We start from the raw sequence: 24274 nt of genomic DNA on the forward strand, positions 1-24274 counted from the left end.
GAGATGAGCACTGCCATCGCCGCCGTCGATCCCGTCACCTACGAGGTCATCCGCCACAAGCTCTGGTCGATCAACTCCGAGGGCGCGACGACCGTCGAGCACGTCTCGGGCTCGCCGGTCGTGCACGCCACCGACTACAACTTCGGCATCTACACCGCCGCCGGCGAGATGGCGATCATCGGCGTGTACCTGCTGACCCCGCTCTACACCGGCGCGATGGCCGTCCAGGAGTTCCTCGCCCGCTACGACGACATCGAGCCCGGCGACGTCTTCATCATCAACGACCCCTACCTCGCGGCCATGCACCAGAACGACGTGCAGTTCTGCAGCCCCGTGTTCCGCGACGGCGAGATCGTGGCGTGGCTCGGGTGCATGGCCCACCAGGTCGACCTCGGCGGGATGGACCCCGGCAGCTGGTGCACCACCGCGACCGACGTGTTCCAGGAGGGCATCCGCATCCCGCCGGGTCGCATCGTGCGGAAGGGCGTGGTCAACCAGGAGCTGTGGGACACGATCGTCCTCAACTCCCGCATGCACGACACCGTCGCCAACGACTTCCGCGCCTTCCTGGCCGGGCTGCGCGTCGCCGCGCAGCGCTTCGACGAGCTCTGCGACCGCTACGGCACCGACGCCGTGCGCGCGACCATGGAGAAGACGCTCGACAACTCCGAGGCCGACCTGCGCGCCATGCTGCGCGAGCTGCCCGACGGCACGTTCGAGCACACCTCCTACCTCGACCGGCCCGACGGCTCCGGCCGCGGGGGGCACGCGGGCATCGAGCTGCTCGAGGTCCCGTGCGTCATGCGCAAGGACGGCGACCGGCTGACCTTCGACTTCTCCGGGGCCAGCCCGCAGAGCCCCGCGTACGGCATGACCACCCGCGGCGGCCTGCTCGGCGCCGTGGCCACGTTGATGCTCTGCACGTTCGGCGGCGAGATCCCCTGGAACCACGGGATCATGCGCCCGGTCGAGGTCGTCGCCCCCGACGGGCTGTGCGTCACCGCGGTCGAGCCGATGCCCGTCTCCGGCGGGGCGGCCGGCGCGAACTGGACCGCCACCTGCTCCGCGGGCGGGGCCATCGCCAAGATGCTGAGCTTCTCCGAGCGCTACGAGGGGTTCGCCTTCGGCCCCAGCGACGGGTCCTGGCAGCTCTCCCAGTTCGGCGGCATCGACCAGCACGGCGAGCCGTTCGCCTCCATGTACATGGACTCGCTGCTCTGGGGCGGGCCCGCGTTCTCGTTCCGGGACGGCGTGGACTCCGGCGGCGCCATGGTCATCCTCGGCGGCGGCGCCACCGACGTCGAACAGCAGGAGATGCGCCACCCGCTGCTCTACCTGTGGCGCCGGCAGGTCCCCGACTCCGGCGGGGCCGGTACCCACCGCGGCGGCAACGGGGTCCAGTTCGCGCTGACCCCGATCGACACCGAGGAGGTCACCGGCGTCCTGGGCACCCACGGCGTCGCCCTGCCCAACCGCACCGGGCTCTTCGGCGGGCTGCCCGGCTCGTGCGCCCGCTTCGAGCGCGTCATCGGCTCCGGGGTCCTCGACCGCCTCGGCGCCGGCCGGCCCGTCGGCGACCTCACCGAGCTCGACGGCGACCACGGCGTCCTGCCCGGCGTCTCCCCGGCCGCCCGGATCGCGCACGGCGACGTCTTCGAGTGCACCGTGCAGAACGGCGGCGGCTACGGCGACCCGCTCCTGCGCGATCCTGAGAAGGTCGCCGCGGACGTCGCGGCCGGGGCGGTGAGCCCCGACGCCGCGCGCCGGCTCTACGGCGTCGTCGTCACCGCGGACGGTGGTGTGGACGCCGCCGCGACCGGGTCCCGCCGCGAGGAGATCCGCGCCGACCGCCGCGCCCGGATGACGGCGCCGGCCGGCGGCGCGATGCCCGACGTCGACGGGGACCCCGTCGGCCGGTGGGGCACCGCGCTGCTGATCTGGGGCGAGGGCGGGCGCTCCGTCGCGGGGTGCGCCCACTGCCGGACCCCGCTCGGTGCGCTCGACGGCGGGTGGGAGTCCCTCGCCGCGACGCTCACCCTCGGGCCCGACGATCTCGGTGGCGGCGTCGACGTCCACGAGGCCCTCGAGGCCATCGCGTACGTGTGCCCGCACTGCGTGACGGCCCTGTGGGTGGACACCGAGCCGGCGTCGGGCAAGGCCTGGCGCGACTTCGCCCTGACGTGATGCGGACCCACGATCTCGCGGTCGTCGGCGGCGACGGCATCGGGCCCGACGTCACCGTGGAGGCGCTGCGCTGCGTCCACGCGGCGGCGGACCGGTTCGGCTTCCGCGTCACGACCACCGACCACGACCTCGGCGCGGAACGCTGGCTGCGCGACGGGGTCGCCCTCGACGAGGCGAGCACCGAGGAGCTGCGCGGCCACGACGCGATCCTGCTGGGCGCCGTCGGGGACCCCCGGGTGCCGCCCGGCGTCCTCGAGCGCGGCCTCGTCGTCGCGCTGCGCGTGGCCCTGCGCCACGCCGTCAACGTCCGCCCGGTGCGGCTCTACCCCGGGGTCACGAGCCCGATCCGCGACCTCACGCCGGAGCGGTGCGACCTCGTGATCATCCGGGAGAACACCGAAGGGCTCTACGCCGGCGGCGGGTCGACGGTCCACCAGGGCACCGACCACGCCACCGCGATCCAGAACTCGATCACCACCACGCCCGCGACCCGGGCGTGCGTCGACTACGCGTTCCGGCTCGCGCAGGCACGACGGCGGCGGGTGACGCTGTGCCACAAGACCAACATCCTGGTCGAGGCGGGGAAGCTGTGGACCACCGTCGTCGACGAGGTCGGTACCTCGTTCCCCGACGTCGAGCAGGACTACGTCCACGCCGACGCCATGTGCCAGCACCTCCCGCTGACCCCGGAGCGCTTCGACGTCGTCGTCACCGACAACCTCTTCGGCGACATCATCAGCGACCTGGGGGCGACCCTCCAGGGCGGGCTGGGGCTGGCCGCCAGCGGGAACATCGACCCGACCGGGGAGAACCCGGGCATGTTCGAGCCCGTCCACGGGTCCGCGCCCGACATCGCGGGCACCGGACGCGCCAACCCGGCGGCGGCGGTGCTCTCCGCCGCGCTGTGCCTGGCCCACCTCGGCGAGCACGACGCCGCCCTCGTCCTCGAGGCGGCCACCGCGTCGGTACTCGCGGAGCTCGGGAACGCAGGCGACTCGACGACCGGCATCGGCACCCGCATCGCCGAGCGCGTCGGTGGGGCGGACCCGGCGGCCATCGGGGATCCCACCGTCTCCCTGATGACGGCGATGGGCGCCGTGCGCACGATCGATCAGCAGAAGCGTCCGACACCGCACGATCGATCATTAGCAAGCTGACTCTCTGGACACTCGGGCACCCGATGCTCAATGATGAGAGCACCCGCACGACACAACGGCGGTCTCGAGCCCGCGGCGACCCCGCGACCGACCCGGCCGCCCCTCACCACCACCCCCGGTAGAGGAGTCACGGTGACGCCCTTCCAGCTGCTCACCCCCGACGGCGAGCTGGCCGACGACCCGGCCGCCGCCACCGTCGACGCCGACCTGTGTCGCGGGCTGTACCGCGACATGGTCCTGGCACGTCGCCTCGACGCCGAGGCCTACAGCCTCCAGCGGCAGGGCGAGCTCGGGCTCTGGCTGCAGTCCTGGGGCCAGGAAGCCTCGCAGGTCGGCTCGATCCGGGCGCTGCGCGACAGCGACTGGGTGTTCCCGTCCTACCGCGACCACGCGGCCGCGATGTGCCGGGGGATCGGCCCCGAAGAGCTGCTGGCGCAATGGCGCGGCGTCCGCCAGGGCGGGTGGGATCCGGCGCGGTACCGCTTCCACATCTACACCCTGGTTCTCGCCGCGCAGCTCCCGCACGCGGTCGGCTACGCGATGGGCGCGCAGCTCGAGGGCGCCGACGAGGTCGTCATGACCTACTTCGGTGACGGGTCGAGCAGCGAGGGCGAGGCCAACGAGGCGTTCAACTGGGCGGTGACCCGTTCAGCTCCGGTGCTGTTCTTCTGCCAGAACAACCAGTGGGCCATCTCCACGCCCACCACCGCCCAGTTCGGCGCGCCGCTGCACCAGCGCGCGGCCGGCTTCGGGCTGGCCACCCAGCTCGTCGACGGCAACGACGTCCTCGCCGTCCACACCGCCACCGCCCGCGCCGCCGACGGCGTGCGATCCGGGGAAGGGCCGGCGCTGATCGAGGCGGTCACCTACCGCATGGCCGGCCACTCCACCTCCGACGACCCCAAGCGCTACCGCAGCGACGCCGAGCTCGACCACTGGCGCACCCTCGATCCCCTCGACCGGCTGCAACGGCTGATCGAGGCCCGCGACTGGGCACCGGACGGGTTCTTCACCGAGCTCGAGTCGGAGGCCGCCGACCTGGCCGCCGAGGTCCGCAGGGTCTGTCGCGCCATGCCCGACCCCGAAGCCGACGCGATGTTCGAGCACACCCTGGCTCTCGAGACGCCCGCCCTGGCCGAGGAACGGGCGAGCTACGCCGCCTACGCGGCCTCCTTCGTCGACTGACCGCCGATCCGCTCCCGACCGCTGCCACCCACCGGGCCGAGCCCGAGCTCCACATCACCCATCGGGGCTGGAGGGACGTCATGCTCACCCTGTCTCAGTCGATCAACCGTGCACTTCGCCATGCCCTCGAGTCCGACCCGGAGGTCATGGTGATGGGTCAGGACGTCGGCCTGTCCGGCGGCGTCTTCCGCGTGACCGACGGGCTGCAGAAGGACTTCGGCGCCGACCGGGTCATCGACACCCCGCTGGCCGAGGCCGGCATCGTGGGCACCGCGATCGGGCTGGCCATGCGCGGCTACCGACCCGTCTGCGAGATCCAGTTCGACGGGTTCATCTACCCGGCGTTCAACCAGATCACCTCGCAGCTGGCCAAGCTGCACGCCCGCTCCGGCGGACGGGTCACCGTCCCGGTGGTGATCCGGGTCCCCGCCTCGGGGGGCATCGGCGCGGTCGAGCACCACTCGGAGTCCAACGAGGCGTACTTCGCCCACACCGCCGGCCTGCGGGTCATGGCCGCGGCCACCCCGCAGGACGCGCACTGGCTGCTGCGCCAGGCCATCGCGTGCGACGACCCGGTGATCTTCTTCGAGCCCAAGTGCCGGTACTGGTCGAAGGGTGAGGTCGCCGAGGACGCCGACGATCCGTTGGTGCTCCCACCCGACGCGGCCCGCACCGTCGTCGAGGGCACCGACGCGACCCTGCTGACCTGGGGGTCGATGGTCGAGACGTGCCTGTCGGCCTCGTCCGCCGCGGCCGAGGAGGGCCGCTCGCTCGAGGTCATCGACCTGCGCTCGCTCTCCCCGATCGACACCGACACCCTCGTCGCCTCGGTGCGGCGCACCGGGCGCGCGGTCGTGGTCCACGAGGCCCCGACCTTCGGCGGCCTCGGGGGCGAGGTCGCCGCCATGCTCGGCGAGCGCTGCTTCACCAGCCTGGAGGCCCCGGTGATGCGGGTCGGCGGGTTCAACGTCCCCTACCCCGCTGCTCGCCTCGAGGAGCACTACCGCCCCGACCTGGACCGCGTCCTCGACACCGTCGACCGCGTCCTCACCTACTGACGTCACGCTTCCCGGAGACATCGTGAGCACCGAGACCTTCACGCTCCCCGACGTCGGGGAAGGCCTGACCGAAGCCGACATCCTCGCCTGGCACGTCGCCGTCGGCGACGAGGTCACGGTGAACCAGGTGGTCGTCGAGGTCGAGACCGCGAAGGCCGCCGTCGAGCTGCCCTGCCCCTTCGACGGCACGGTCGCCGAGCTGCTGGTGGCCGAGGGCGAGACGGTCCAGGTCGGGTCCCCCATCATCGCGGTGGCCGTGGGCGGTGCCGGCGGCGAGGAGACCGACGTCGCCGCGGAGCCGACGGCGCCGGCGACCGAAGGCAGCGGCAGCGTCCTGGTCGGCTACGGCACCAGTGCCGCGCGCACCCACCGTCGACGGCGTCGCCCCACCAGCCCGGAGCCCGAACCGTCGACCGTGCCGACGAGCGCCGGTGGCTCCGCCGGTCGAGCCAGGCCGCCGGCGACACCACCCGTCCGCATGCTGGCCAAGGAGCTCGGGGTCGACCTCGCCGAGGTCTCCTTCGACGGTGATCGCATCCGCCGGGAGGACATCCGGCGGCACGTCGAGACGTCCGGCTCCAGCTCGGGCTCCAGCTCGGGCTCCAACGGCTCGGCGGAGGCCGGCGCCGCCCCTCCCTCGACATCCAGCGATGAACGGCGGGTGCCCATCAAGGGCGTGCGCAAGGCGACAGCAGCCGCGGTGAGCGCGAGCGCGTTCGCCGCACCGCACGTCACCGAGTTCGTCGCGGTGGACGTGACCCCGATGATGGAGACCGTCGAGAAGCTCAAGGCCCATCGGGCGTTCTCCGGCGTGCGGGTCACTCCCCTGCTCCTGGTGGCTCGGGCGCTGCTCTCGGCGCTGCGTCACTTCCCCGACATCAACGCGCACTGGGACGAGGACAACCAGGAGATCGTCTACACGAGGGCCGTCAATCTCGGGATCGCAGCGGCCACCCCGCGCGGACTCATCGTGCCCAACATCAAGGACGCGGGTGCGCTGACACTCGTCGACCTCGCACGATCGCTGTCCGAGCTCACCACGACCGCACGCGACGGGAAGACCACGCCCGAGCAGATGTCCGGCGGCACCATCACCATCACCAACATCGGGGTGTTCGGGGTCGATGCGGCCACCCCGATCCTCAACCCCGGCGAGGCCGCGATCCTGTGCTTCGGCGCGGTCCGCCGCCAACCCTGGGAGTACCAGGGCGAGATCGCGCTGCGGCAGATCACGCAGCTCTCGTTGTCCTTCGATCACCGGCTGGTCGACGGGGAGCTGGGCTCGCGGGTGCTCGCCCGCGTGGCCGCCGTCCTGGCCGATCCGGCCGGCGAGCTACTCCTGGACTGATCCGTTGCTCGCCGATGGCAAGCCGCCCACCAGACCCGCCGGGCCCTCCGCCTCGCCCGCCGACGGGTCCATCGCACTCCGTTGGCGTCGATCAAGAATGATCATGGTTTCGCTGTGCTGGAAGTCTGCGACCGACCACACGGCGCCGAGCAGCACCTCACGCAGGTGGTGCTGGTCGCGCACCAGCAACGACAGGACGAGGTCCCATCGCCCGGTGACGAGCTGGATCGCCTGGACCTCCTCGATGCCCCAGAGGAGATCGATCGTGTTCTCCACCGGGCTGCCCTGTCGCAGCTCGATCGCGACGAGGACCTCGAGGCCGAACCCGAGCGCGGACGGGTCGACGTCGAGGCTGAACCCCCGGATGACCCCGCGCTCCTGCATCCTCTCGAGACGCTCGCCGACCGCGCCCGGCGACATGCCGATGGCACGGGAGAGCTTGCGCGCCGAGGCGCGCGGGTCCGCGCTCAGGAGCCCGAGCAACTGCCGATCGACGTCGTCGATCCGGCGCGGCCCCTCGCGGTCGACCATCAGTACCCCTTCCGGCGGGGCCGAGCGTAGCGAACAGCGCGTCGGCCTCCTCGGCGTCGAGGGGCCCACGGCCCTCGCGCTGCGCCTCGTCGACGAGGCGCAGGTCGACCGTCGCGCGCAGGGGCGGTATCGGCAACCAGCGCCCGGGCCGCCGACCCGGTGAGGAACTGGGGCGTGCCGCTGCGGTACAGCACCCCGGGGCGCACGACACCGCCTTCGACGGTCGGGAGGCCGGCGACCTCGCGGAACCCGAGCAATCCTTCGTACCGCGGCGCGACTCCCGTCACGACGGGACCGAGAGGATGGTGACGACGCAGGCGTTGCCGTCCATGCCGGCCGCTCCCCCGCCCATCGTCTCGACGAGTCCGACGTCGTGACGCGCGACCTGACGCGCCTCGGCGAGCCCCCGCAGCTGCCAGACGACCTCCGCGAGCTGCGCCGTGCCGGTGGCGCCCAGCGGGTGCCCGCGCGAGAGCAGCCCGCCGCTGGGGTTCACCGGCTGCGCCCCGTCCCGCGCGGAGTGCCCGGACGGCGCAAGCTCGGCGCCCTTGCCGCGTGGCGCCACCCCGAGCGCCTCCAGGGTGAGGATCTCGCCGATGGTGAAGGCGTCGTGGACCTCGAGCAGGTCGACGTCCTCGGGTCGCCGCCCGGCCTGGGCGAACGCCTTCTCCGCGGCCCGCGACACGCTCGCGAACCCCCACACGTCGCTGCTGCGGTGGTCCCAGAGCGCGCCGGAGACCATCGCCGACGCCTCGACCAGCACGTCCCCGGCCCGGCCGCGGTCGCCGCCGACGATCGCGGCGCCCGCGCCGTCGCTCGTCGGGCAGCACTGCAGGAAGGTCAGCGGCTCGGCGATCATGCGCGAGGCGAGGACCTCCTCCACGGTCGGCGCCACGGCCCGCAGCTGGGCGCGGGGGTTGTCGAGGCCGTTGCGCTTGTTCTTCACCGCGACGGCCGCGAGCTGCTCGGGCGCGACGCCGAACTCGCCGACGTAGCGCTGCGCCTGCAGGGCGTAGAGCCCCGGCAGGGGCAGGGACGCGGCGCCCTCGGGGTCGGTCGCCTCCGGGATGATCGCCCCGGAGAACAGCGTCGACATCTGGTCGACGCCCAGGACGAGCACGCAGCCGAACCGGCCGTGGCGGACCGCCTCGACCGCCTCGTGGTACGCGCTCGTGCCGCTCGCGCAGGCGTTCTCGACCGTCCACATCGGGACGCCGGGCAGGCCGAGGCCCCGCTGGACGCGGGTCGCGACACCGGGCGGCCCGAACACCGACCCGACGACGATCGCGTCGATCTCGCCCGGGGAGATGCCGGCGTCGCGCACGGCCTCCGCGACCGCGTCCCACGCCAGCGACTCGACGCGGCGCTCCGGGAAGCTCCCGTACGCCGAGGTCCCGACCCCCCACACCATGGGCTGCACGGTCACGACTCCTCCTCCACGACCAGGTCGCCCTCGTCGGTGCCGGTCACGCGGACGCGGGTCCCGATCGGCAGCACCCGCGCCTCCGCGAGGTGGGTGAGCAGCCGGGGCCCGTCGTCGACGTCGACGTACGCCAGCCCGAACGGCGGACGCCGGTGCCCCACCGGGATCGCGACCACGGTCGACGACCAGACCGCGCCGGTCGTCGCGAACCGCGCCGGCTCGACCGCGCCGTAGCACGACGGGCACCACGGGATGCCGGACTGCGCGGCGGGATAGCGGCAGACCGTGCACCGCACGCCGAGGACCGCGCCGTCGGCGAGCACCGGCCGGGAGTCCGCCACGGGCAACCCGCCCCCGACCGGGCCCGGACGCCGCTTGGTGGGGCGCCCCACGCCCAGTTCCGAGCCCATCAGTGGTCCCCGTGCAGGGTCAGCGAGAACTCTCCGGACTCGATGTGCAGGTAGGCCCCCACGGACGTCTCGACCAGCTGGCGCACGAAGCGCATCTCCTTCGTCGTCGGCGCGAAGTCCCGGTTCCGCGCCGGCGTCGCGCGCATCGCCTCGACGTCGCTCTCGGGGACCAGCAGCCGCAGGATCAGCTCGTCGTCGGAGATGCCCCCGCCGAAGCGCTCGCGGAGTTCGTCCAGCGACGGCTGCGGCGGCTCCCAGTCGGTGTAGCTCTTCGCCTTCGGCGACGACATGATCGTGTCGAGGACCTCCTGGTCCAGCGGCGCGACCGGTGTCCCGTAGAAGCCGTGCGCGTAGATCATCACCTCGTCCGGCACCACCGAGTAGCGCTTGCCGGTGACGACGTTGAGCACGGCCTGCGTGCCCACGAGCTGGGAGAACGGCGTCGCCATCACCGGGTAGCCGAGCTCCTCGCGGACGCGGGACATCTCGTCGAGGACCTCCTCGAAGCGGTCCTCCATGCCGCGCGCCCGCAGCTGGTCCTTGAAGGTGCCGCTCATGCCGCCGGGCAGCTGGTGGCGGTAGAGGAACAGCGAGTACTCGGCGGGCTGCCCGACGGGGAGGTCCTCGTACTCGGCGACGCGCAGCAGGTGCTGCTCGACGGGGGCGAAGTGCGACTCGTCGAGGTCGACGTCGAATCCCGCGTAGCGCAGGTTCGCGACGGTGTTCTCGGTCGACGGCAGGGACACCCCGGCGGCGAGCGGCCGGCTCGCGGTGTGCACCCGCGTCGCCCCGGCGAGCACGCCCTCGAGGTAGTTCAGGGGCGCGAGCGCGTTGTTGCTGTGGAAGTGGATCTCGACGGGGACCCCGCCCGCGGCCTGCACGATCGCGGTCACCAGGGAGCGGGTGCGCTCGGGGGTGAGCAGGCCGGCGGCGTCCTCGAGCTCGATGCCGTCGGCGCCGAGGGCGACGAGCTCGCGGGTGCGCGCGGCGTAGTACTCGTCGGTGTGGAACGGGCTGTCGGCGTAGAGGATGCAGGGCACGGCGGCGGCGCCCTCGGCCTGCGCGGTCTTGACGAGCCGCCCGATCTTGTCGGTGTTGAACAGGCCGTCGTAGATCCAGAAGCTGCCGATGCCGTGGGCGCACAGCCGCTGGACCCACAGGTCCATGACGCTGTCGGCGGTGAGGCCGAAGGTGACGATGCCGTTGCTGCGGGTCCCCGCGCGCACCGTGGTGCGCGGCATGGCCCGCGACAGCGAGATCAGCTGCTCCCACGGGTCCTCGCGGCAGTGCCGGGCGAGGACCTCGAAGATCGAGCTGCCGACGAGGTCGATGGTGTGGAAGCCGGTGCGGTCGAGCTCCTCGGCCATGGGCAGGCCCATGTCGCGGCGGAGCTTCATGCCCCACCAGCTCTGGGGGCCGTCGCGCAGGGTCTGGTCGATGATCTCGATGCGCCGCGGACCGCCGACGGCGGTGGACGCGCTGTCCAGGTAGGTCACGTCGTCTCCTGCATCCGGGAGAGGTGGTCGGCGAGGCCGCGGCGCGCGATCCAGTCGGTGGTGACGGCGGCGGCGCGGAAGTCCGGGTGGTCGAGGGTCGTGCGCGCGAAGTCGGCGGTGGTGGGCACGCCCTCCACCCGCAGCGCCCCGAGGGCCCCGACGAGGCGGTCGGCGGCGGTGTCGCGATCGGGCCCGTGCGCGACGACCTTGGCGAGCAGCGAGTCGTAGTACGGGGTGACGACGTAGCCGGGCTCGCAGTGGGAGTCGACGCGGATGCCCTCGCCGCCCGGCGGCTCCCACACCCGCACGGTGCCGGGGTGGGGCGCGAAGTCGCGGGACGGGTCCTCGGTGGTGATGCGGACCTCGATCGCGTGCCCGCGCGGCGCCATGTCCTCCTGGCGCAGGGTCATCGGCTCGCCCGCGGCGGAGCGCAGCTGCTCGGCGACCAGGTCCACCCCGGTGACCATCTCGGTCACCGGGTGCTCGACCTGGATGCGGGCGTTGAACTCGAGGAACGCGTGGTCGCCGCGCTCGACGTCGTAGATGAACTCGACGGTCCCGGCGCTGTCGAGCCCGAGGGCCCGGGCGAACGCCACGCCGTCGCGGTGCAGCTGCGCGCGGACCTCGTCGGGCAGCCCGGCGGCCGGTGACTCCTCGACGACCTTCTGGTGGCGGCGCTGCAGGGTGCAGTCCCGCTCGCCGAGGTGGATCACCGTGCCGTGCCGGTCCCCCAGCACCTGGACCTCGATGTGGCGGGCCCGGCGGATGAAGCGCTCGACGAACAGGCGCCCGTCGCCAAAGGCCGCGCGGGCCTCCTCGGTCGCGGCGGGGAAGCGGGCGCGCAGGCCGGCCTCGTCCTCGACGACCGACATCCCCCGCCCGCCGCCACCGGCCGACGCCTTGAGCAGGACCGGGTAGCCCAGGCCGGCGGCCGCCGCGGCCGCGGCGTCGGGCCCGTCGACGATCGGCGAGCCCTCCAGCACCGGGATCCCCGCGGACCGCGCGAGCTCCCGCGCCTCGGCCTTGTCGCCCGCGCCGGCCACCGCCTCCGGGCGCGGGCCCACGAACACGAGTCCCTCCGCGACCACGGCCGCGGCGAACTCGGGGTTCTCGGAGAGGAAGCCGTAGCCCGGGTGCACCGCGTCGCAGCCCGTGCCGAGCGCGGCGGAGAGCAGGGACGGGGTGTGCAGGTAGCTCGCCCCCGCCGCGGCCGGACCGACGCAGACGGCGCGATCGGCGAGGCGGGCCGCCATCCCGTCCCGGTCGGCCGTCGAGGTCGCCACCACGGTCTCGATCCCGAGGGCGCGGCACGTCCGCACGATCCGGACCGCGATCTCGCCGCGGTTGGCGACGAAGACCCGCCGGAGGGGCCGCCGGACGACGTCGGTGCCCGGAGGCGCCTCCGCCGCGGGACTACCCATCGGGTCGCAGCCAGAAGAGGACCTGGTCGTACTCGACCAGGTCGGCGTTGCCGGCACACACCTCGACGACCTCGCCCGCCGCCGGCGTGACCACGGGGTTCATCAGCTTCATGACCTCGACGATCGCCAGCTGCGCGTCCGCGGCGACGTGGTCGCCGACGGCGACGAACGGCGGTTGCCCGGGCGACGGGGCGACCCAGAAGGCCCCGACCGCGGGCGAGCGCACCGCTACCAGACCCGTCCGGTCGGTGGGTGTCACCGGCTCCGCAGCGGCCGGTGTCGGAGCCGGGGGCGGGGTCGGAGCCGGAGCCGGAGCAGGGGCCGGCGCCGCGGCGGTGGGGGCGGGCGCGGGTGGCGCGGCGGCCGTCACCGTCGCGGCCGCCGGCGGACCGTGCTTTCCCACCGAGACGCGGATGCCGCGGACGTCGAGCTCCATCGCCGACCACCCGGAGCGGGCGAAGGTCGCGAGGATCTCCTGGATCTCGCGGTGGGTGACCGACGCGGGCACGGCGTCGGGACCGGTGTCGGGTGTCGTCACGGGGTGCTCCCGGCAGTGTCCTGGTGGGCGATCGCGGTGAGCAGCACGGGGAGCCGACGGGCGGCGAGGATCGTGTCGACCCCGGCGTCGAGGGCGGCGCGCGTCCCGGCCGGCGTGCTGAACACGGCGCCGCGGACCGCGCGGGTGCCGGGCGGGACGGCCGGGACGCCGTCCTCCAGCTCCTCCGGGGCGACGGCGTCGCCGTCGACCACGGGACCGTCGAGCTCCGGGCCGGCGTCGGCGTCGTCGGGCAGGACGCGCACCGTCGCGACGTCCTCGGCCCAGGTCGTGAGCTCGGCGAGGTCCGCGTCGTGGCGCTCGTCGACGGCGTGGGTCGGCACCTCGCCGTCGTGGACGCGGCCGGTGGTCGCGTCGACGGTGACCGTCCGGCCGACCAGCGACGCCACGACGCCCTCGCCGCAGCCGACGACGCACGGGACGTCGAGGGCGCGCCCGACGACCGCGGCGTGCGAGGTCGTGCCGCCGACCTCGGTGATCACCGCGGCGGCGGCGATCATGCCGTGGACGTCCTCGGGGCTGGTCGTGTGCCGGGCGAGGACCGAGCCCGGAGTGGCCGCCGCCTCGTCGGCGGTGGCGACGACGACGCCGGTCGCGACGCCCGGGCTCGCCGCGGCGCCGGTGGCGAGCACGGCCGCCCGGCTCGCCGCGTCGCCGTCGATCACCGGGCGCAGCAGGTTGATCACCTGCTCGGCCGTCACGCGGCGGACCGCCTCGGCCGGAGTCAGGACCCCCTCGCGCACCAGGGCGCGGGCGATGCCCACCGCGGCGCGCGCGGTGCGCTTGGCCGGCCGGGACTGCAGCAGGAACAGCTCGCCGTGCTGGACGGTGAACTCGATGTCCTGGGCGTCGCGGCCCTCGGCGTCGAGGCGCTCGGCGGCTGTGAGCAGCTCGGCGTGCACCGCGGGCTGGCGCTCGGCGAGGTGGGTCAGCGGCTGCGGCGTCACGCGCCCCGACACCACGTCCTCGCCCTGCCCGCACGGGAGGTACTCGCCGTAGGGCTCGCGGGCGCCGTCGACGGGGTTGCGCGTGAACAGCACCCCGGTCCCGGACTGCTGGTCGAGGTTCCCGAACACCATCGCCTGCACGGTGACCGCGGTACCGAGGTCGTCGGGGATGCCCCAGCGCCGGCGGTAGGCCATCGCCCGCCGCGACCGGCTCGAGGCGAACACGGCGGCGACCGCGGCGTGCAGCTGCGCCCACGGGTCGGCCGGGATCGGCTCGGCGACGTCGTCGGCGACGGTCCGGCGCACCGTGGCGACGTCGGGGAGGTCGTCGAGCTCCTCGGTGCACCCGAGGACCAGGCGGCCGTAGAAGCCGCAGAAGCGGCGGTGGACCTCGGCGGCGAAGGCCGGGTCGCCGGCCTCCGCGGCGAGCGCGGCCTCGACCTCGTCGTTCATGCCCAGGTCGAGGATCGTGTCCATCATCCCGGGCATGCTCACCGCCGCCCCCGAGCGCACGGAGACCAGCAGCGGGCGCTCCGTGCCGCCGAAGGTCCGGCCCAGCTCCTGCTCCAGCAGGCGGACGCCCGCCACGAGCTCGTCGGCGAGCCCGTCCGGCAGCGTCTGCCCGTGCGCGTAGTAGGCCGCGCACGCCTCGGTCGTCACGACGAACGCCGGGGGGACCCGCAGGCCGAGCGAGCGCATGCGCCACAGGCTCCACGCCTTGCCGCCGACGAGGTCCTTGCTCGGCTCGACGACGGGCTCGTCGAGGGTGAGCGTCCACCGCGCTCTCACGGCCGTCACTCCGGACGCTCCCGGCCGGTCAGGCGCAGGACGTGCTCGTGCATCTGGAACCAGACGGTGTGCACCGAGTCGACGCGCACCCCGCTGACGTAGTCGGTCTCGCCGCCCTCGGCGCGGGTCAGCGCCGCGTCGAGGCGGTCGGTGAAGCGCTCGACGAGCGGGTCCGCCGCCGCGAGCGGGCCCAGGACCTTGCGGGTCTTCTCGAGCACCCGCCCGAGGCGGTCGAGGACGCGCGCGTCGTACTCGGGGTCGCCGTGGTCGTTCGGGGTCGGCGTGCCGTCCACCTGCACGGTCTGCCACTCGGTGGTGAGCTCGAGGACCTGCCGGTTGACGCCCGACTCGAAGGAGTCCATGGCGGCGGCGACGTCGGAGGACGCGCGGATCTCGGCGAACGCGGCCGGGTACACCTCGTCGAGGCGGGCGCGTCCCGCGGGCGTGATCATGTACGCCCCCCGCGCGCTCAGCACGAGCCCGTCGGTGACCGCCTGGTCCAGCGCGGGCGCGACGGCGTCCTCGGCCTGGCCGTTGATCTCGCTGATCTGGGCGGCGGTGGCGAGCTGCCGCAGCGTCAGGGTGTGCAGGGTGAGCTGGTCGGGGTCGAGCATCTCGGGTCCTCCTGGGGTTTGTGTCGCCGCGCTCAGGCGGGGGCGGCGGCGGTCATGCGGTCGCGGACCTCGCGACGCAGTGACTTGCCGACGGCGCTCGTGGGCAGGTCCGCCCAGATCTCCACCGCGCGGGGTCGTTTGAAGCCGGCCAGGCGACCGGCGCAGTACTCGACGAGCTCGGACGCATCGACGGGCGTCCGGGTGACGACGGCCGCGGCCACTCGCTCCCCCCACGTCTCGTCGGGCAGGCCGACCACGGCCGCCGCGCTCACGGCCGGGTGCGCGAGCAGCGCGTCCTCGACCTCGCGGGGGTAGACGTTGAAACCGCCCGAGATGATCACGTCGTGGCGGCGGTCGAGCAGGTGCAGGTAGCCGTCGGCGTCCCATCGGCCGATGTCGCCGGTGTGCAGCCAGCCGTCGGGCTCGATGGTCTCGGCGGTGGCCTCGGGCCGGCGCCAGTAGTGGTCCATGGTGTGCGGACCGCGGGTCAGGACCTCGCCGACCTCGTCGACCCCCAGCGAGCGCCCCGCCGTGTCGCGGATGTCGACCTCGACGAAGGTGTACGGCTTGCCGGCGGCGGTGAGGCGCTCGGGGGTGTGCTCCCAGGGCTGCAGGCAGGTGATCGCCAGCGGCGCCTCGGCCTGCCCGTAGAGCTGGGCGAACACCGGTCCGAGCACGTCGATCCCCCGCTGCAGCACGGTCGTGGCGATCGGGGCGCCGCCGTAGCAGAGGCGCTCGAGCGCGAGGTCCGCGTCGGCCAGCCGCGGGTCCTCCAGCAGCATCGCGATCATGGTCGGGACCATGAACGTCGTGGTGGCGCGGTGCCGTGCCGCCGCGTCGACGAAGGCCGCCGCGGTGAACCTGGGCAGGACGACGTTCGCGGCGCCCTTGATCAGGTGCGGCAGGAAGAAGGCGCCGCTGCCGTGGGTGATCGGCGCCGCGTGCAGCATCACCGAGTCCGGGCGCAGGTTCGGCAGCAGGTCGACGAGGAAGTTGTCGACCTCGGCCAGCTCGCTGCGGGTGGTCAGCACGACCGCCTTGGGCTTGCCCGTGGTGCCGCCGGTGTAGGCCAGCCGCAGCGGCGCGCCCGGGTCGCGGCGGACGTCGCACGGCCCGTCGGGCGCCCCGGCGATCATCCCGGGCAGCTCGGCGGCGTCGATGGTGATCTCGACGGGTGCCGGCGGCTCGCCGGCCACCACCAGGGCCCGGGCCTGCGAGTCCTCGATCTTGAAGGCGAGCTCGTGGGCGGTCTCCCGCGCGTTGAGGGGGACGCGGACGAGGCCGGCCTTGGCCAGCGCGTAGTAGACGACGACGCCGTCGATGCCGTTGGGCACCAGGACCGCCACCCGGTCGCCGGGTGCGAGCCCGCGGGCCAGCAGCGCATGACCGAGCCGGTCGGTGAGGGTGTCGAACTCGTCGAAGCTCACCGTCCGGTCCTCGGCGACCAGGCAGGGCCGCTCGCCGTACCACCGCGCGGCGCGGCGGATCAGGTCCCCGATCTGCACGTCAGGTCCCCAGCTCGGGCAGGTCGGCGCGCCGCAGACCGGCGCCCCGTCCCTCGAGGCGCCGCGAGCCGCGCTGGCTGAGCCTGTAGAGCTCGTGGGCGCGCTCGTCGGCGTAGTGGCGCTTGACCCACTCCTCGTCGAGGTAGCGGTTCTCGCCGGAGAGCACGGCCGGGGTGAAGCCCGCGGCCCGGCGGTTGTACTCCTCGAGGTCGAGGCGCCCGGCGCTCGTCGTCCAGAGCCCGGTCTTGGCGTCGAGCGTGCTCGAGCCCGAGAGCTCCGCGCCGGCGGTCGGGGCGTAGTCGTCCTCGACCAGCACCGAGTACGGCACACCGGTGAGCATGTTCTGGTTGAGCTTGGAGTAGCGCGCCATCGTGTACTCGCTGGTCTTCTGGTGCGGGAAGCCCAGGAGGCCGACCATCTCGGCGAGGTCGTCGCGGCCGTACTCGTCGTTCATCAGCGGCTTGAAGCGCTGGACCCGGTCGTCGAGCGCGATCCAGTCCTCCTGGCGGTAGACCCCGGCCAGGTGGGCGAAGTCCTTGGCCACCGAGGAGTAGACGATCGCGCCGGCGTCGATCATCTGCTCGCGCGACCACGAGGCGATGCGCTTCCACAGGTCCGCGGTCGCCTGGTTGAGGACCTCGCGGTAGTGCTCCATGGCCTCCGCGAGGGTCTCGGCGTTCTCCATCCCGACGGGGACGTAGCCGTCGGACAGGGCGTCCGAGGTGTACATGCCCACGGCGACGATGTTGTTCGCGTCGTAGGCGGGGCCGGCCTCGAACGACGCCCAGTCGTCCATGAGGTGGAAGTCGGTGTCGGCGAAGACGATGGGGATCGTGAGGTTGGTGAACGGGAGGGCCGTGGCGATGCCGTCGAGCCAGGGGTAGTCGCCCTCGGTCAGCTCGAAGAAGTCCCGCACGATCATCTGGCGGTTCTCGCCCATGGCGTAGGGACCGCTGTTGTGCAGCCCGATCCGGCACTCGCAGTGCGCGAGGAACGCGTACTGCGAGAGCTGCGCGACGAGCTTGGTCGCCGCGGTGTGCAGCCGGTCGCCCGCCGAGACCCCGTGCAGGTCCGACTCGAAGACCTGCAGCGTGCGCTCGGGCAGGAACTGGCTGCGGTCGCCGAACTCCTTGTTCGTCGCGTGCCCGTCGTTGCGGTGGTAGGCGAGGTTGAACCGGCGCGAGAAGTCGAGGACGTCGAGCACGTCGTCGACGGCGTCGGACGGCGAGAGCAGCCCCCAGTTCATGAGCATCTCGCGGCCGATCATGTAGAAGGCGGGCATCCCCCACGCGGCGTTCACCGTGTCGACCTTGAGGCTGACCTCGCGCGCCCGGTCGCCGAGCTCCTCCGCCGAGGTCACGGCCTCGATCGCCCGCAGCTGCGTGGGGAGCCGGTAGAAGGTGTTGAGGTAGCTCAGCAGCATGTACGGGTTCATCGGGAAGAGCTTCGACTGCTGGACCGTGCGCGTGATGCACAGCCAGTAGGTCGTGTCGCTGAGCTGGCGCAGGTAGTTGTTGGCGGTCAGGAGCTCGCCGTAGGTGGCCCGGGTCGTCATGTCAGCGCTCCTCGATCTTCCAGATGCGGGCGTGACCGGTGTCGCCGGTCTCGTAGGCGTCCGAGGCCGGCGGGTCGGCCGTCACCTCGATCTCGACCTCGTCGCCGTCGACGAGCGTGTCGATCGCGACGTTCATCAGCGTGGGGACGCCGTACTCGCGGGCGAGGATTCCGAGGTGGGATCGCACGGAGCCGCCGAGGCAGATGACGCCGGTGAAGTCCTCCATGATCGGAGCGGTCAGCGTGCCGCCGGAGTCGTCGATCACCGCGATCGTCCCGGGCGGCATGCCGTCGGCCAGGAACGTCATGACCTGCTCGGTGGTGGAGATCAGCGCGACGGTCCCGCGGACGTTCGCCGGACGCTGGATGACGTTGTCGCCGGCGCCGACCTGGCGCCGGCCGTCGACCACCGGGCCGTCGGAGTACGCCGAGCCGGCCCGCTCGGGGCGCTTGTACTTCTCCGGCTCCGACTCCAGCGAGACGGTCGCCGAGAAGTCGAACCGCACACCCTCGGCGAGGGCGGCCTCCTCGATCGCGACCGCGTCCTCGTGCGAGAAGAGCTCGACGCTCGCGTCGAAGACCAGGTCCTTCCACGGGCGTCCGGCGGCCTCGACCCGCTGCGCGACGAGGTCGCGCACGGCCGCGTTGAAGCGCGCCGGGAGGGGGAGCATCTCGATCGATCCCCACTTCGGTGGGGTCTGGGCGGCATTGGCCATGGCGGGTCTCCCGTGCGTTCCGGCAGGTCAGCGACGCGAGAAGCGGCCGCTGTTCACGTGGAGGAAAACTAGGTAGCGTCGTTCGTGTGACCCAGTCCACGTTGGTGGACAGTCGGGGGTCGGTCCCGTCTCCCGCATCCCGGCAGCGCCGGAAGCGCCCCCGACTGCCGCAGGCCGACTACGCGTGCGCCTTCGACGTGCTCGAGGCGTGCGCCGGCGCGCGCTCGCTCCCGGACCTCAAGGAGGACCTGGTCGAGGGGCTGACCGCCTCGCTCGGCGTCCGCCACGTCTCGTTCTTCGCCGGCGCGACGCACCACACGGTCTTCACCGACCCGCAGCCCCTCACCGAGGGCCACACCTCGAAGATGCTGCCGGAGTACCAGGAGCGCTGGGCGCGCCACGACATCTTCGGGACGCCGGCCGCGACCCGTCAGCTGGTCTCCAGCGGGGTCGCCTCCCTGCTGGAGCTCGGGGCCTCGGGCAGCCTGCCGATGTCGGCGACGTCCTACGTGCGCCACTTCCTCGTCGGGTCGTGGGGCATGTCGTCGGCCACCGCGATGAAGGTGGAGCTGCCCGGCCACCACAGCGCGCTGGTCGGCATCTTCGACCCCGACGAGGGCAAGGTGGGCCCCCGCGAGCTCGCCACGCTGCGGCTGCTCAGCTCGCAGCTCTCCGCGGTCTCGCGCAACCTCCCGCTGACGCGGACGGCGAGCTCCCGGATCGCACGGCTCTCCGAGCGCCAGCGTGAGGTCGCGCTGCTCATCGCCGACGGGATGTCCAACGCGGAGATCGCGGACACGCTCTCGCTCGCCGAGGACAGCGTGAAGAAGTACGTCAGCCGGGTCCTGTCGGCGACGGGCTGCCAGTCACGGATGGAGCTGGCGCTGCTGGTGCGGGCGCGCTGAGCACCGGCACGAGAAGGAGGGCCGCGGGCGCGCGGCCCGGGCCCTCCTCATCGTTCGTGCCTTAGAGCAGCGACGACTCCTTCGTCAGCCCGTAGCGCGGGTGCGCCCCGATGACCATGGACTCGACGGTGGCGAAGCCGACGGCGTCGCCCTCGCGCACGCGGGTCACGCAGTCACGGAGCTGGTGGAGCTCCTCGACGGTCTCCCGCCGCGAGGTGTCGGCGTACCGCTCGCCGTCGAGGTGGTCCTCGCCGTGCCACTGGCCGTGCCGATGGCCCTTGAGCCCGAAGTAGAGCGCTCCGCCCAGGTGGAAGCCGGTGTCCGACTTCGGCTCCACCTCGACGGTCCGGGTCTCCCCCCACCCGGCGTCGAAGGTGACGCTCCCGCCGAGCAGGCGCCGGTTCTCCGGGTCGAACTTCAGGTCGTCACGGACACCGTGCAGCGGTGTCTGCGTGCCGTCGGGGTGGTTGATGTTCCCCGAGAAGTAGGTCGTCTCCCCGTCGACCATCTGCCGGTAGTGCTGGATCTCGTAGCAGCTGCCGTCCGGCCGGCGCAGGAACATCGGCGTCCAGAGCAGCAGGAAGTCCTGGTCGAGCCGGTTGGGCTTGTACACGTCGGGCGCCGGGTCCCCGACGTCCATGCGCACGCCCCACGAGTGGTCGCGGAACCCTTCGCTGTTGTCGTCGGTGTACTCGATCCGCTCCCCGTCCACCACGACGTGGCCACGGATGGACACCGGCTGGTGGTAGCGCAGGAGGTCGGACTGCACCCGGAACCCGTGGGGCTCGCGCTGCGCGTCCTTGGCCTCGAGGAAGCACGGCATGAGCCCGGTGGCCACGAGGTCGAACGTCACCGGGATGACGTCGTTCTCCCGCAGGGTGAACCGGACGGCGTTGAGCGGTTCGAGCACCTCGTAGTCGAACGGTCCGGCCCCGGCTCGTTGCGGGTCGGCGTCCAGGCGCCGGCTCGCCCGCACCGTCATCTGCTCGGTGCCGCGCGAGATGCCGGCGAACATGTCGAGGACGTTGCGGTTGTGGTACTTGCCCAGCCCGCAGTTGACCTGGATCGAGCCGTCCGCCAGCCACATCGTTCCCCAGATCTTCTCGGTCCAGGAGATGTCGGCGTGGGCGATCGTCGCGAAGGTCTCGGGCGTCTGGTGGCAGAGCAGTTCGTCGTAGGGCGTGATGATCTGCATCGACTGACGCATGGGTTAGGGCTCCTCGGTCGTGGTCAGCGGATCGGGGAGAAGGCGCTCGGGCGGTCGTGGGCGAGCAGCGCGCCCCCGAAGACCGCCGCCGCCCGGTCGTCGTCGTCCAGGGGGTCGGGGTAGAGCTCGGCGGTGGCGGGTGAGAGCGACCACCCCGGCTCGTCCTCCAGCCCCGCCACCGCGGCGAAGGGCCGCAGGACGCTCGAGTACATGCGCGTCGCGGCGAGGACCCGCTCCGGACGGTCCATCGCCGCGAACTGCTGGTAGAGCGTCATGTGCTCGCGGCTCAGGTCGGCCGTCAGCGTCGGCCAGTCCTCGGGGGCGAGCACCTCCCGGCTCCCGTCGGCGCGCACCCCGATGACGGCGGCGGCGCTCACCGCGGACAGGAGCTGGCCCGGCCCGGTGAACGTCGTGCCCCAGTCGTTGATCTCGAACTCGGTGAACACCGAGGGGTCGTAGACCAGCACCATCGTGACCCCCGCGTACGGCGGGTCCACCGACTCGGCCCACGGGTAGTTCCAGGCGCTGCGGCCGAGCGAGAGGTAGTCCCGCACGATCACGCGACGACCCTCCGCGTGCGGGTAGGGACCCGAGTCGCAGATGCCGACCCGGGAGTCGCAGAAGTAGAGGAAGGAGTAGCCCGAGATCGTCGCGTTGAGGCGCTTGAGCGCCTTCGCGGCGTCGGCGTCCACCGGCCGGGTCCGACCGACGAGATCGCCGACCACCGGCTCGGGCAGGTAGCGGTTGGAGAACCCGGCGTCCTTGTAGTCCAGGGTGCCGTCCCCGCGGTGCGCGAGGCTCAGCCGGCGCCAGAAGTCGACGACGGTGCGCACGTCCTCGATGTTCTCGTCGGGACGCAGGCGTCCCATCTGGATCAGGCACTCACGTCCGCAGAGGTAGTGGTAGGCGATCATCCAGATCCACAGTGGGCTGACCTGGTTCGGCGCCTCGCGCAGGCGTCGTCCGATCTCTTCGGCCGGCATCGCGGCGTCGATCTCGCGCAGCCGCGCCGGCAGGCGCGACACGTCCTCGATCACCGACAGCGACATGTACGGCAGCATCGGGAACAGCTCGGAGGTGAAGCCGGAGCGGCGGGTGAGCTCGGGCTTGAGCGTGCGACCCATGTGCCCGACGAGGTCGTCGAGGTGGGCGTCGTCGAGCTTCTCCGCGATGAGGGCATCGAGGTCGGCCCGGGTGACGCTCAGGTCGAAGTCCTTGACCGCGATCTCGTCGCCGACGCGCCGGACGTAGTCCCACCAGGCGCTGCTCACGTCACGGTCGTCGCGCACCTCGTCCCGCTCGGGGGCACCGGTGGTGATCACCCCGACTCCCGGCTCGGCCACGTCGAGCGTGATCGTCGTCCCGTTCGGGAGCTCGTCGTGGAGCTCCGCGCCGACGAGACACGGCAGCTCGAACTCCCGGGACACGATGGCCAGGTGGGAGCGCAGGGTGCCGTCGAGGGCGACGACGCCGCCGAGCCGGCCCAGGATCGGCGAGAGGAACGTCGTCCCGCCCGAGCGCACCACCGCCACCGTCGACTCGAGATCGTCGTCGATCGAGGAGATGACGTCCTCGGGCGAGTCGAAGCGACGGACGACCCCGGTGGTCCGACCGAAGTCGAACGAGGGGGTCCCGGTCCCGGTCGGTGTCATCGCACGTCTCCCTCGTTGACCTCACTGACGCCCAGGGGACGGAAGCAGCTGTCGCGGTCCTGGGGGACGAACACGCCCCCGATCAGGGAGAGGGCCAGGTCCGGGTCGCTGAAGCGCTGGTAGGAGTCGGCGATGCGCGGGGTCACCGACCAGTCGATCGCGTCGTAGCACCCGGCCAACCGCGCCCAGGGCTTGAGCTTCCACGCGTACATCGACGTCGCGTACAGGTTCCTGACCTCGGGGTCGGTGTTCGCGAGGCGCTCGTAGAGCGTGCGGTGTGCGGTCCGGATGGCCTTGGTCAGCTCCACGAGGTCCGCGTCGTCGAGGGGACGCAACGAGCCGCCGTCGTTGACGAACACCCGGGAGGCCAGCAGCTGGTTCTGGTAGTCGGACGGGGTGAACCAGGCGGTGCCCCACACGTTGTTGTCCATCGTCACGGAGCCGGGCAGCTGCTGCGCGATCACGAAGTGGTGGTGGGGCAGGAGCTCGCGGATGCCGTCGACCCACGGGAAGTCGCCGTCGCCGTCGGCGCAGGTCTCTCGCAGGGCGAGGATCGTGCCGTCCTCGAGGACGTAGGGGCCGGTGTCGCACACCGCGGTCCGGGCGTCGCAGTTCTCCAGGAACGCGTACGAGGTCAGGCGTGCGACGAACTTGCGCATGGTGGCCGTCGAGGCCCCGCTCGCGGGCTGGAGGTGCGACCGGATCTCGGCGAGGCGGGTGTCGTCCACGACGTGGGAGCTGTTGGGCGGGTCGGCGTGCATGTTGAACAGCACGCCGTCGGTGCGCATCGCGATGGTGGCCTGACGCCAGAACCGCATGACCTCGAGCTGGTCCTCGAGACCGTGCGAGAGGTCCTGCTCGCCGAGGTCGACGAAGAGCTCTCGGCCCGTGAGGTAGTGCAGGGGCATGGCCGCGAGATTGATGAAGCTCCGCTTGTTCCCGACCGGGAGATCGCGGGCGACCAGTTCCGCCGGCGAGCCGTGCTTGCGGATCTCGCGGATGCGCTCGGGGACGCGGAGGTAGTCCTCCATCATCGACATGAGGATGTAGGTGTTCATGCCGAACAGTTCCGACTCGAACACCGTGCGGGCGGAGAGTTCGCGCTTGTACGCGGCCCCGGCCTCCTGGACGATCCAGTTCCACTCGTCGAGCGTCGGCTCGTAGGACGGGTCGCGGTTGATGGCCTCGACGTTCGCGGGGGCCTGGATCTGGGCGGTCACGCCTCCTCCGTCCCGGTCACGGCCACCCGGCCGGTCTCGGCGTCGCCCAGGTCGAGCAGGACCTGGTCCCCGTCCGTCACCTCGCCCGACAGATCGACGGCGAGGACGCACGGGACGTCGGACTCACGGCAGAGGATCGCCAGGTGCGATTCGCGACTGCCGGCGGTGCACACGATCCCGCGCAGGTCCGGCAGGATCGGCGACAGGAACGTCATCCCGCCCTTGTGGACGAAGGCGATGGTGTCCTCGAGGTCGTCGTCGTCGATGGCGAGGACGTCGGCCGTGTCCAGGAACCAGCGTGCGGTCCCGGTGACCTCGCCGGCGACGAAGAGATTGGTCCCCACACCGACCTCAGTGGCGGTCGTACCCATGTGCGCGCTCCTTCCGTGAGCCACC

At 72.5% G+C, this 24274-nt stretch carries 22 protein-coding genes; 6 read left to right on the top strand and 16 right to left on the bottom strand.

Features of this window, described 5'->3' with window-relative positions; all coding sequences use genetic code 11:
• Positions 1 to 3 precede the first annotated feature (3 nt).
• The 5 genes from WCD41_RS29110 to WCD41_RS29130 all read left to right on the top strand — a co-directional run bounded on the left by WCD41_RS29110 (position 4) and on the right by WCD41_RS29130 (position 6932).
• Positions 4 to 2184, top strand: coding sequence for a hydantoinase B/oxoprolinase family protein (locus WCD41_RS29110; RefSeq protein ID WP_337718749.1), 2181 nt, complete (start codon positions 4 to 6; stop codon positions 2182 to 2184).
• Positions 2184 to 3341: a 3-isopropylmalate dehydrogenase gene (locus tag WCD41_RS29115; protein ID WP_337718750.1), complete on the top strand. Its 1158-nt coding sequence runs from the start codon at positions 2184 to 2186 to the stop codon at positions 3339 to 3341. The genes WCD41_RS29110 and WCD41_RS29115 overlap by 1 nt, the downstream gene beginning before the upstream one ends.
• A 132-nt stretch (positions 3342 to 3473) precedes the next feature.
• A complete protein-coding gene (locus tag WCD41_RS29120) occupies positions 3474 to 4526 on the top strand; it encodes a thiamine pyrophosphate-dependent enzyme (RefSeq protein ID WP_337718751.1) in 1053 nt (350 codons plus the stop codon).
• A gap of 80 nt (positions 4527 to 4606) precedes the next feature.
• Entirely contained in the window at positions 4607 to 5584 is a 978-nt protein-coding gene (locus tag WCD41_RS29125) for an alpha-ketoacid dehydrogenase subunit beta (RefSeq protein ID WP_337718752.1), read from the top strand.
• Between the two features lie 22 nt (positions 5585 to 5606).
• A complete protein-coding gene (locus WCD41_RS29130; RefSeq protein WP_337718753.1) occupies positions 5607 to 6932 on the top strand; it encodes a dihydrolipoamide acetyltransferase family protein in 1326 nt (441 codons plus the stop codon).
• On the opposite strand, the gene WCD41_RS29135 is transcribed toward WCD41_RS29130, so the two are convergent.
• The 12 genes from WCD41_RS29135 to WCD41_RS29185 are packed head-to-tail and all read right to left on the bottom strand — an operon-like array spanning position 6918 to position 18894.
• Positions 6918 to 7532 (bottom strand): Lrp/AsnC family transcriptional regulator, encoded by a 615-nt coding sequence (locus WCD41_RS29135; protein WP_337718754.1) that lies wholly within the window; start codon positions 7530 to 7532, stop codon positions 6918 to 6920. The two genes, WCD41_RS29130 and WCD41_RS29135, sit on opposite strands and share 15 nt — an antisense overlap.
• Positions 7463 to 7750 (bottom strand): tyrosine-protein phosphatase, encoded by a 288-nt coding sequence (locus WCD41_RS31225; RefSeq protein ID WP_373695216.1) that lies wholly within the window; start codon positions 7748 to 7750, stop codon positions 7463 to 7465. Before WCD41_RS31225 ends, WCD41_RS29135 begins: the two co-directional genes overlap by 70 nt.
• A complete protein-coding gene (locus WCD41_RS29140) occupies positions 7747 to 8889 on the bottom strand; it encodes a thiolase family protein (RefSeq protein WP_337718755.1) in 1143 nt (380 codons plus the stop codon). The genes WCD41_RS31225 and WCD41_RS29140 overlap by 4 nt, the downstream gene beginning before the upstream one ends.
• Positions 8886 to 9296, bottom strand: a complete 411-nt coding sequence (locus tag WCD41_RS29145) for a Zn-ribbon domain-containing OB-fold protein (protein ID WP_337718756.1) — start codon at positions 9294 to 9296, stop codon at positions 8886 to 8888. The genes WCD41_RS29140 and WCD41_RS29145 overlap by 4 nt, the downstream gene beginning before the upstream one ends.
• Positions 9296 to 10792, bottom strand: a complete 1497-nt coding sequence (locus tag WCD41_RS29150) for a hydroxymethylglutaryl-CoA lyase-like TIM-barrel protein (RefSeq protein WP_337718757.1) — start codon at positions 10790 to 10792, stop codon at positions 9296 to 9298. The genes WCD41_RS29145 and WCD41_RS29150 overlap by 1 nt, the downstream gene beginning before the upstream one ends.
• Positions 10789 to 12213, bottom strand: a complete 1425-nt coding sequence (locus WCD41_RS29155; RefSeq protein ID WP_337718758.1) for an acetyl-CoA carboxylase biotin carboxylase subunit — start codon at positions 12211 to 12213, stop codon at positions 10789 to 10791. The genes WCD41_RS29150 and WCD41_RS29155 overlap by 4 nt, the downstream gene beginning before the upstream one ends.
• Complete coding sequence (locus WCD41_RS29160; protein WP_337718759.1) at positions 12206 to 12751, bottom strand: acetyl-CoA carboxylase biotin carboxyl carrier protein; 546 nt, start codon at positions 12749 to 12751, stop codon at positions 12206 to 12208. The genes WCD41_RS29155 and WCD41_RS29160 overlap by 8 nt, the downstream gene beginning before the upstream one ends.
• Positions 12748 to 14514 carry a pyruvate, phosphate dikinase gene (locus tag WCD41_RS29165; protein WP_337718760.1) on the bottom strand — a complete coding sequence of 589 codons (1767 nt, stop codon included), beginning with the start codon at positions 14512 to 14514 and terminating at the stop codon, positions 12748 to 12750. Before WCD41_RS29165 ends, WCD41_RS29160 begins: the two co-directional genes overlap by 4 nt.
• On the bottom strand, positions 14511 to 15119 hold the full coding sequence (locus tag WCD41_RS29170; protein WP_337718761.1) for a hypothetical protein: 609 nt from the start codon (positions 15117 to 15119) through the stop codon (positions 14511 to 14513). Before WCD41_RS29170 ends, WCD41_RS29165 begins: the two co-directional genes overlap by 4 nt.
• Before the next feature lie 32 nt (positions 15120 to 15151).
• Entirely contained in the window at positions 15152 to 16624 is a 1473-nt protein-coding gene (locus WCD41_RS29175; protein ID WP_337718762.1) for a class I adenylate-forming enzyme family protein, read from the bottom strand.
• 1 nt (position 16625) lies between these two features.
• Positions 16626 to 18179 carry a hypothetical protein gene (locus WCD41_RS29180; protein WP_337718763.1) on the bottom strand — a complete coding sequence of 518 codons (1554 nt, stop codon included), beginning with the start codon at positions 18177 to 18179 and terminating at the stop codon, positions 16626 to 16628.
• Between the two features lies 1 nt (position 18180).
• Positions 18181 to 18894 carry a PEP-utilizing enzyme gene (locus WCD41_RS29185; protein WP_337718764.1) on the bottom strand — a complete coding sequence of 238 codons (714 nt, stop codon included), beginning with the start codon at positions 18892 to 18894 and terminating at the stop codon, positions 18181 to 18183.
• Positions 18895 to 18980: 86 nt separating this feature from the next.
• Between WCD41_RS29185 and WCD41_RS29190 the strand changes: the two genes are divergently transcribed.
• A complete protein-coding gene (locus tag WCD41_RS29190; RefSeq protein ID WP_337718765.1) occupies positions 18981 to 19799 on the top strand; it encodes a helix-turn-helix transcriptional regulator in 819 nt (272 codons plus the stop codon).
• 61 nt (positions 19800 to 19860) lie between these two features.
• Here WCD41_RS29190 and WCD41_RS29195 read toward each other — a convergent pair whose 3' ends face one another.
• Genes WCD41_RS29195 through WCD41_RS29210 form a run of 4 tightly spaced genes read right to left on the bottom strand, consistent with a single transcriptional unit; the run spans position 19861 to position 24249 of the window.
• Positions 19861 to 21006 carry an Rv3169 family protein gene (locus tag WCD41_RS29195; protein WP_337718766.1) on the bottom strand — a complete coding sequence of 382 codons (1146 nt, stop codon included), beginning with the start codon at positions 21004 to 21006 and terminating at the stop codon, positions 19861 to 19863.
• A gap of 23 nt (positions 21007 to 21029) precedes the next feature.
• Positions 21030 to 22658 (bottom strand): PEP-utilizing enzyme, encoded by a 1629-nt coding sequence (locus WCD41_RS29200; protein ID WP_337718767.1) that lies wholly within the window; start codon positions 22656 to 22658, stop codon positions 21030 to 21032.
• Positions 22655 to 23878 carry a hypothetical protein gene (locus WCD41_RS29205; RefSeq protein WP_337718768.1) on the bottom strand — a complete coding sequence of 408 codons (1224 nt, stop codon included), beginning with the start codon at positions 23876 to 23878 and terminating at the stop codon, positions 22655 to 22657. Before WCD41_RS29205 ends, WCD41_RS29200 begins: the two co-directional genes overlap by 4 nt.
• Positions 23875 to 24249, bottom strand: coding sequence for a PEP-utilizing enzyme (locus WCD41_RS29210; protein WP_337718769.1), 375 nt, complete (start codon positions 24247 to 24249; stop codon positions 23875 to 23877). The genes WCD41_RS29205 and WCD41_RS29210 overlap by 4 nt, the downstream gene beginning before the upstream one ends.
• Positions 24250 to 24274: the final 25 nt, after the last annotated feature.

The sequence above is a fragment of the Actinomycetospora aeridis genome (assembly GCF_037400275.1).
Lineage (GTDB): Bacteria > Actinomycetota > Actinomycetes > Mycobacteriales > Pseudonocardiaceae > Actinomycetospora > Actinomycetospora aeridis.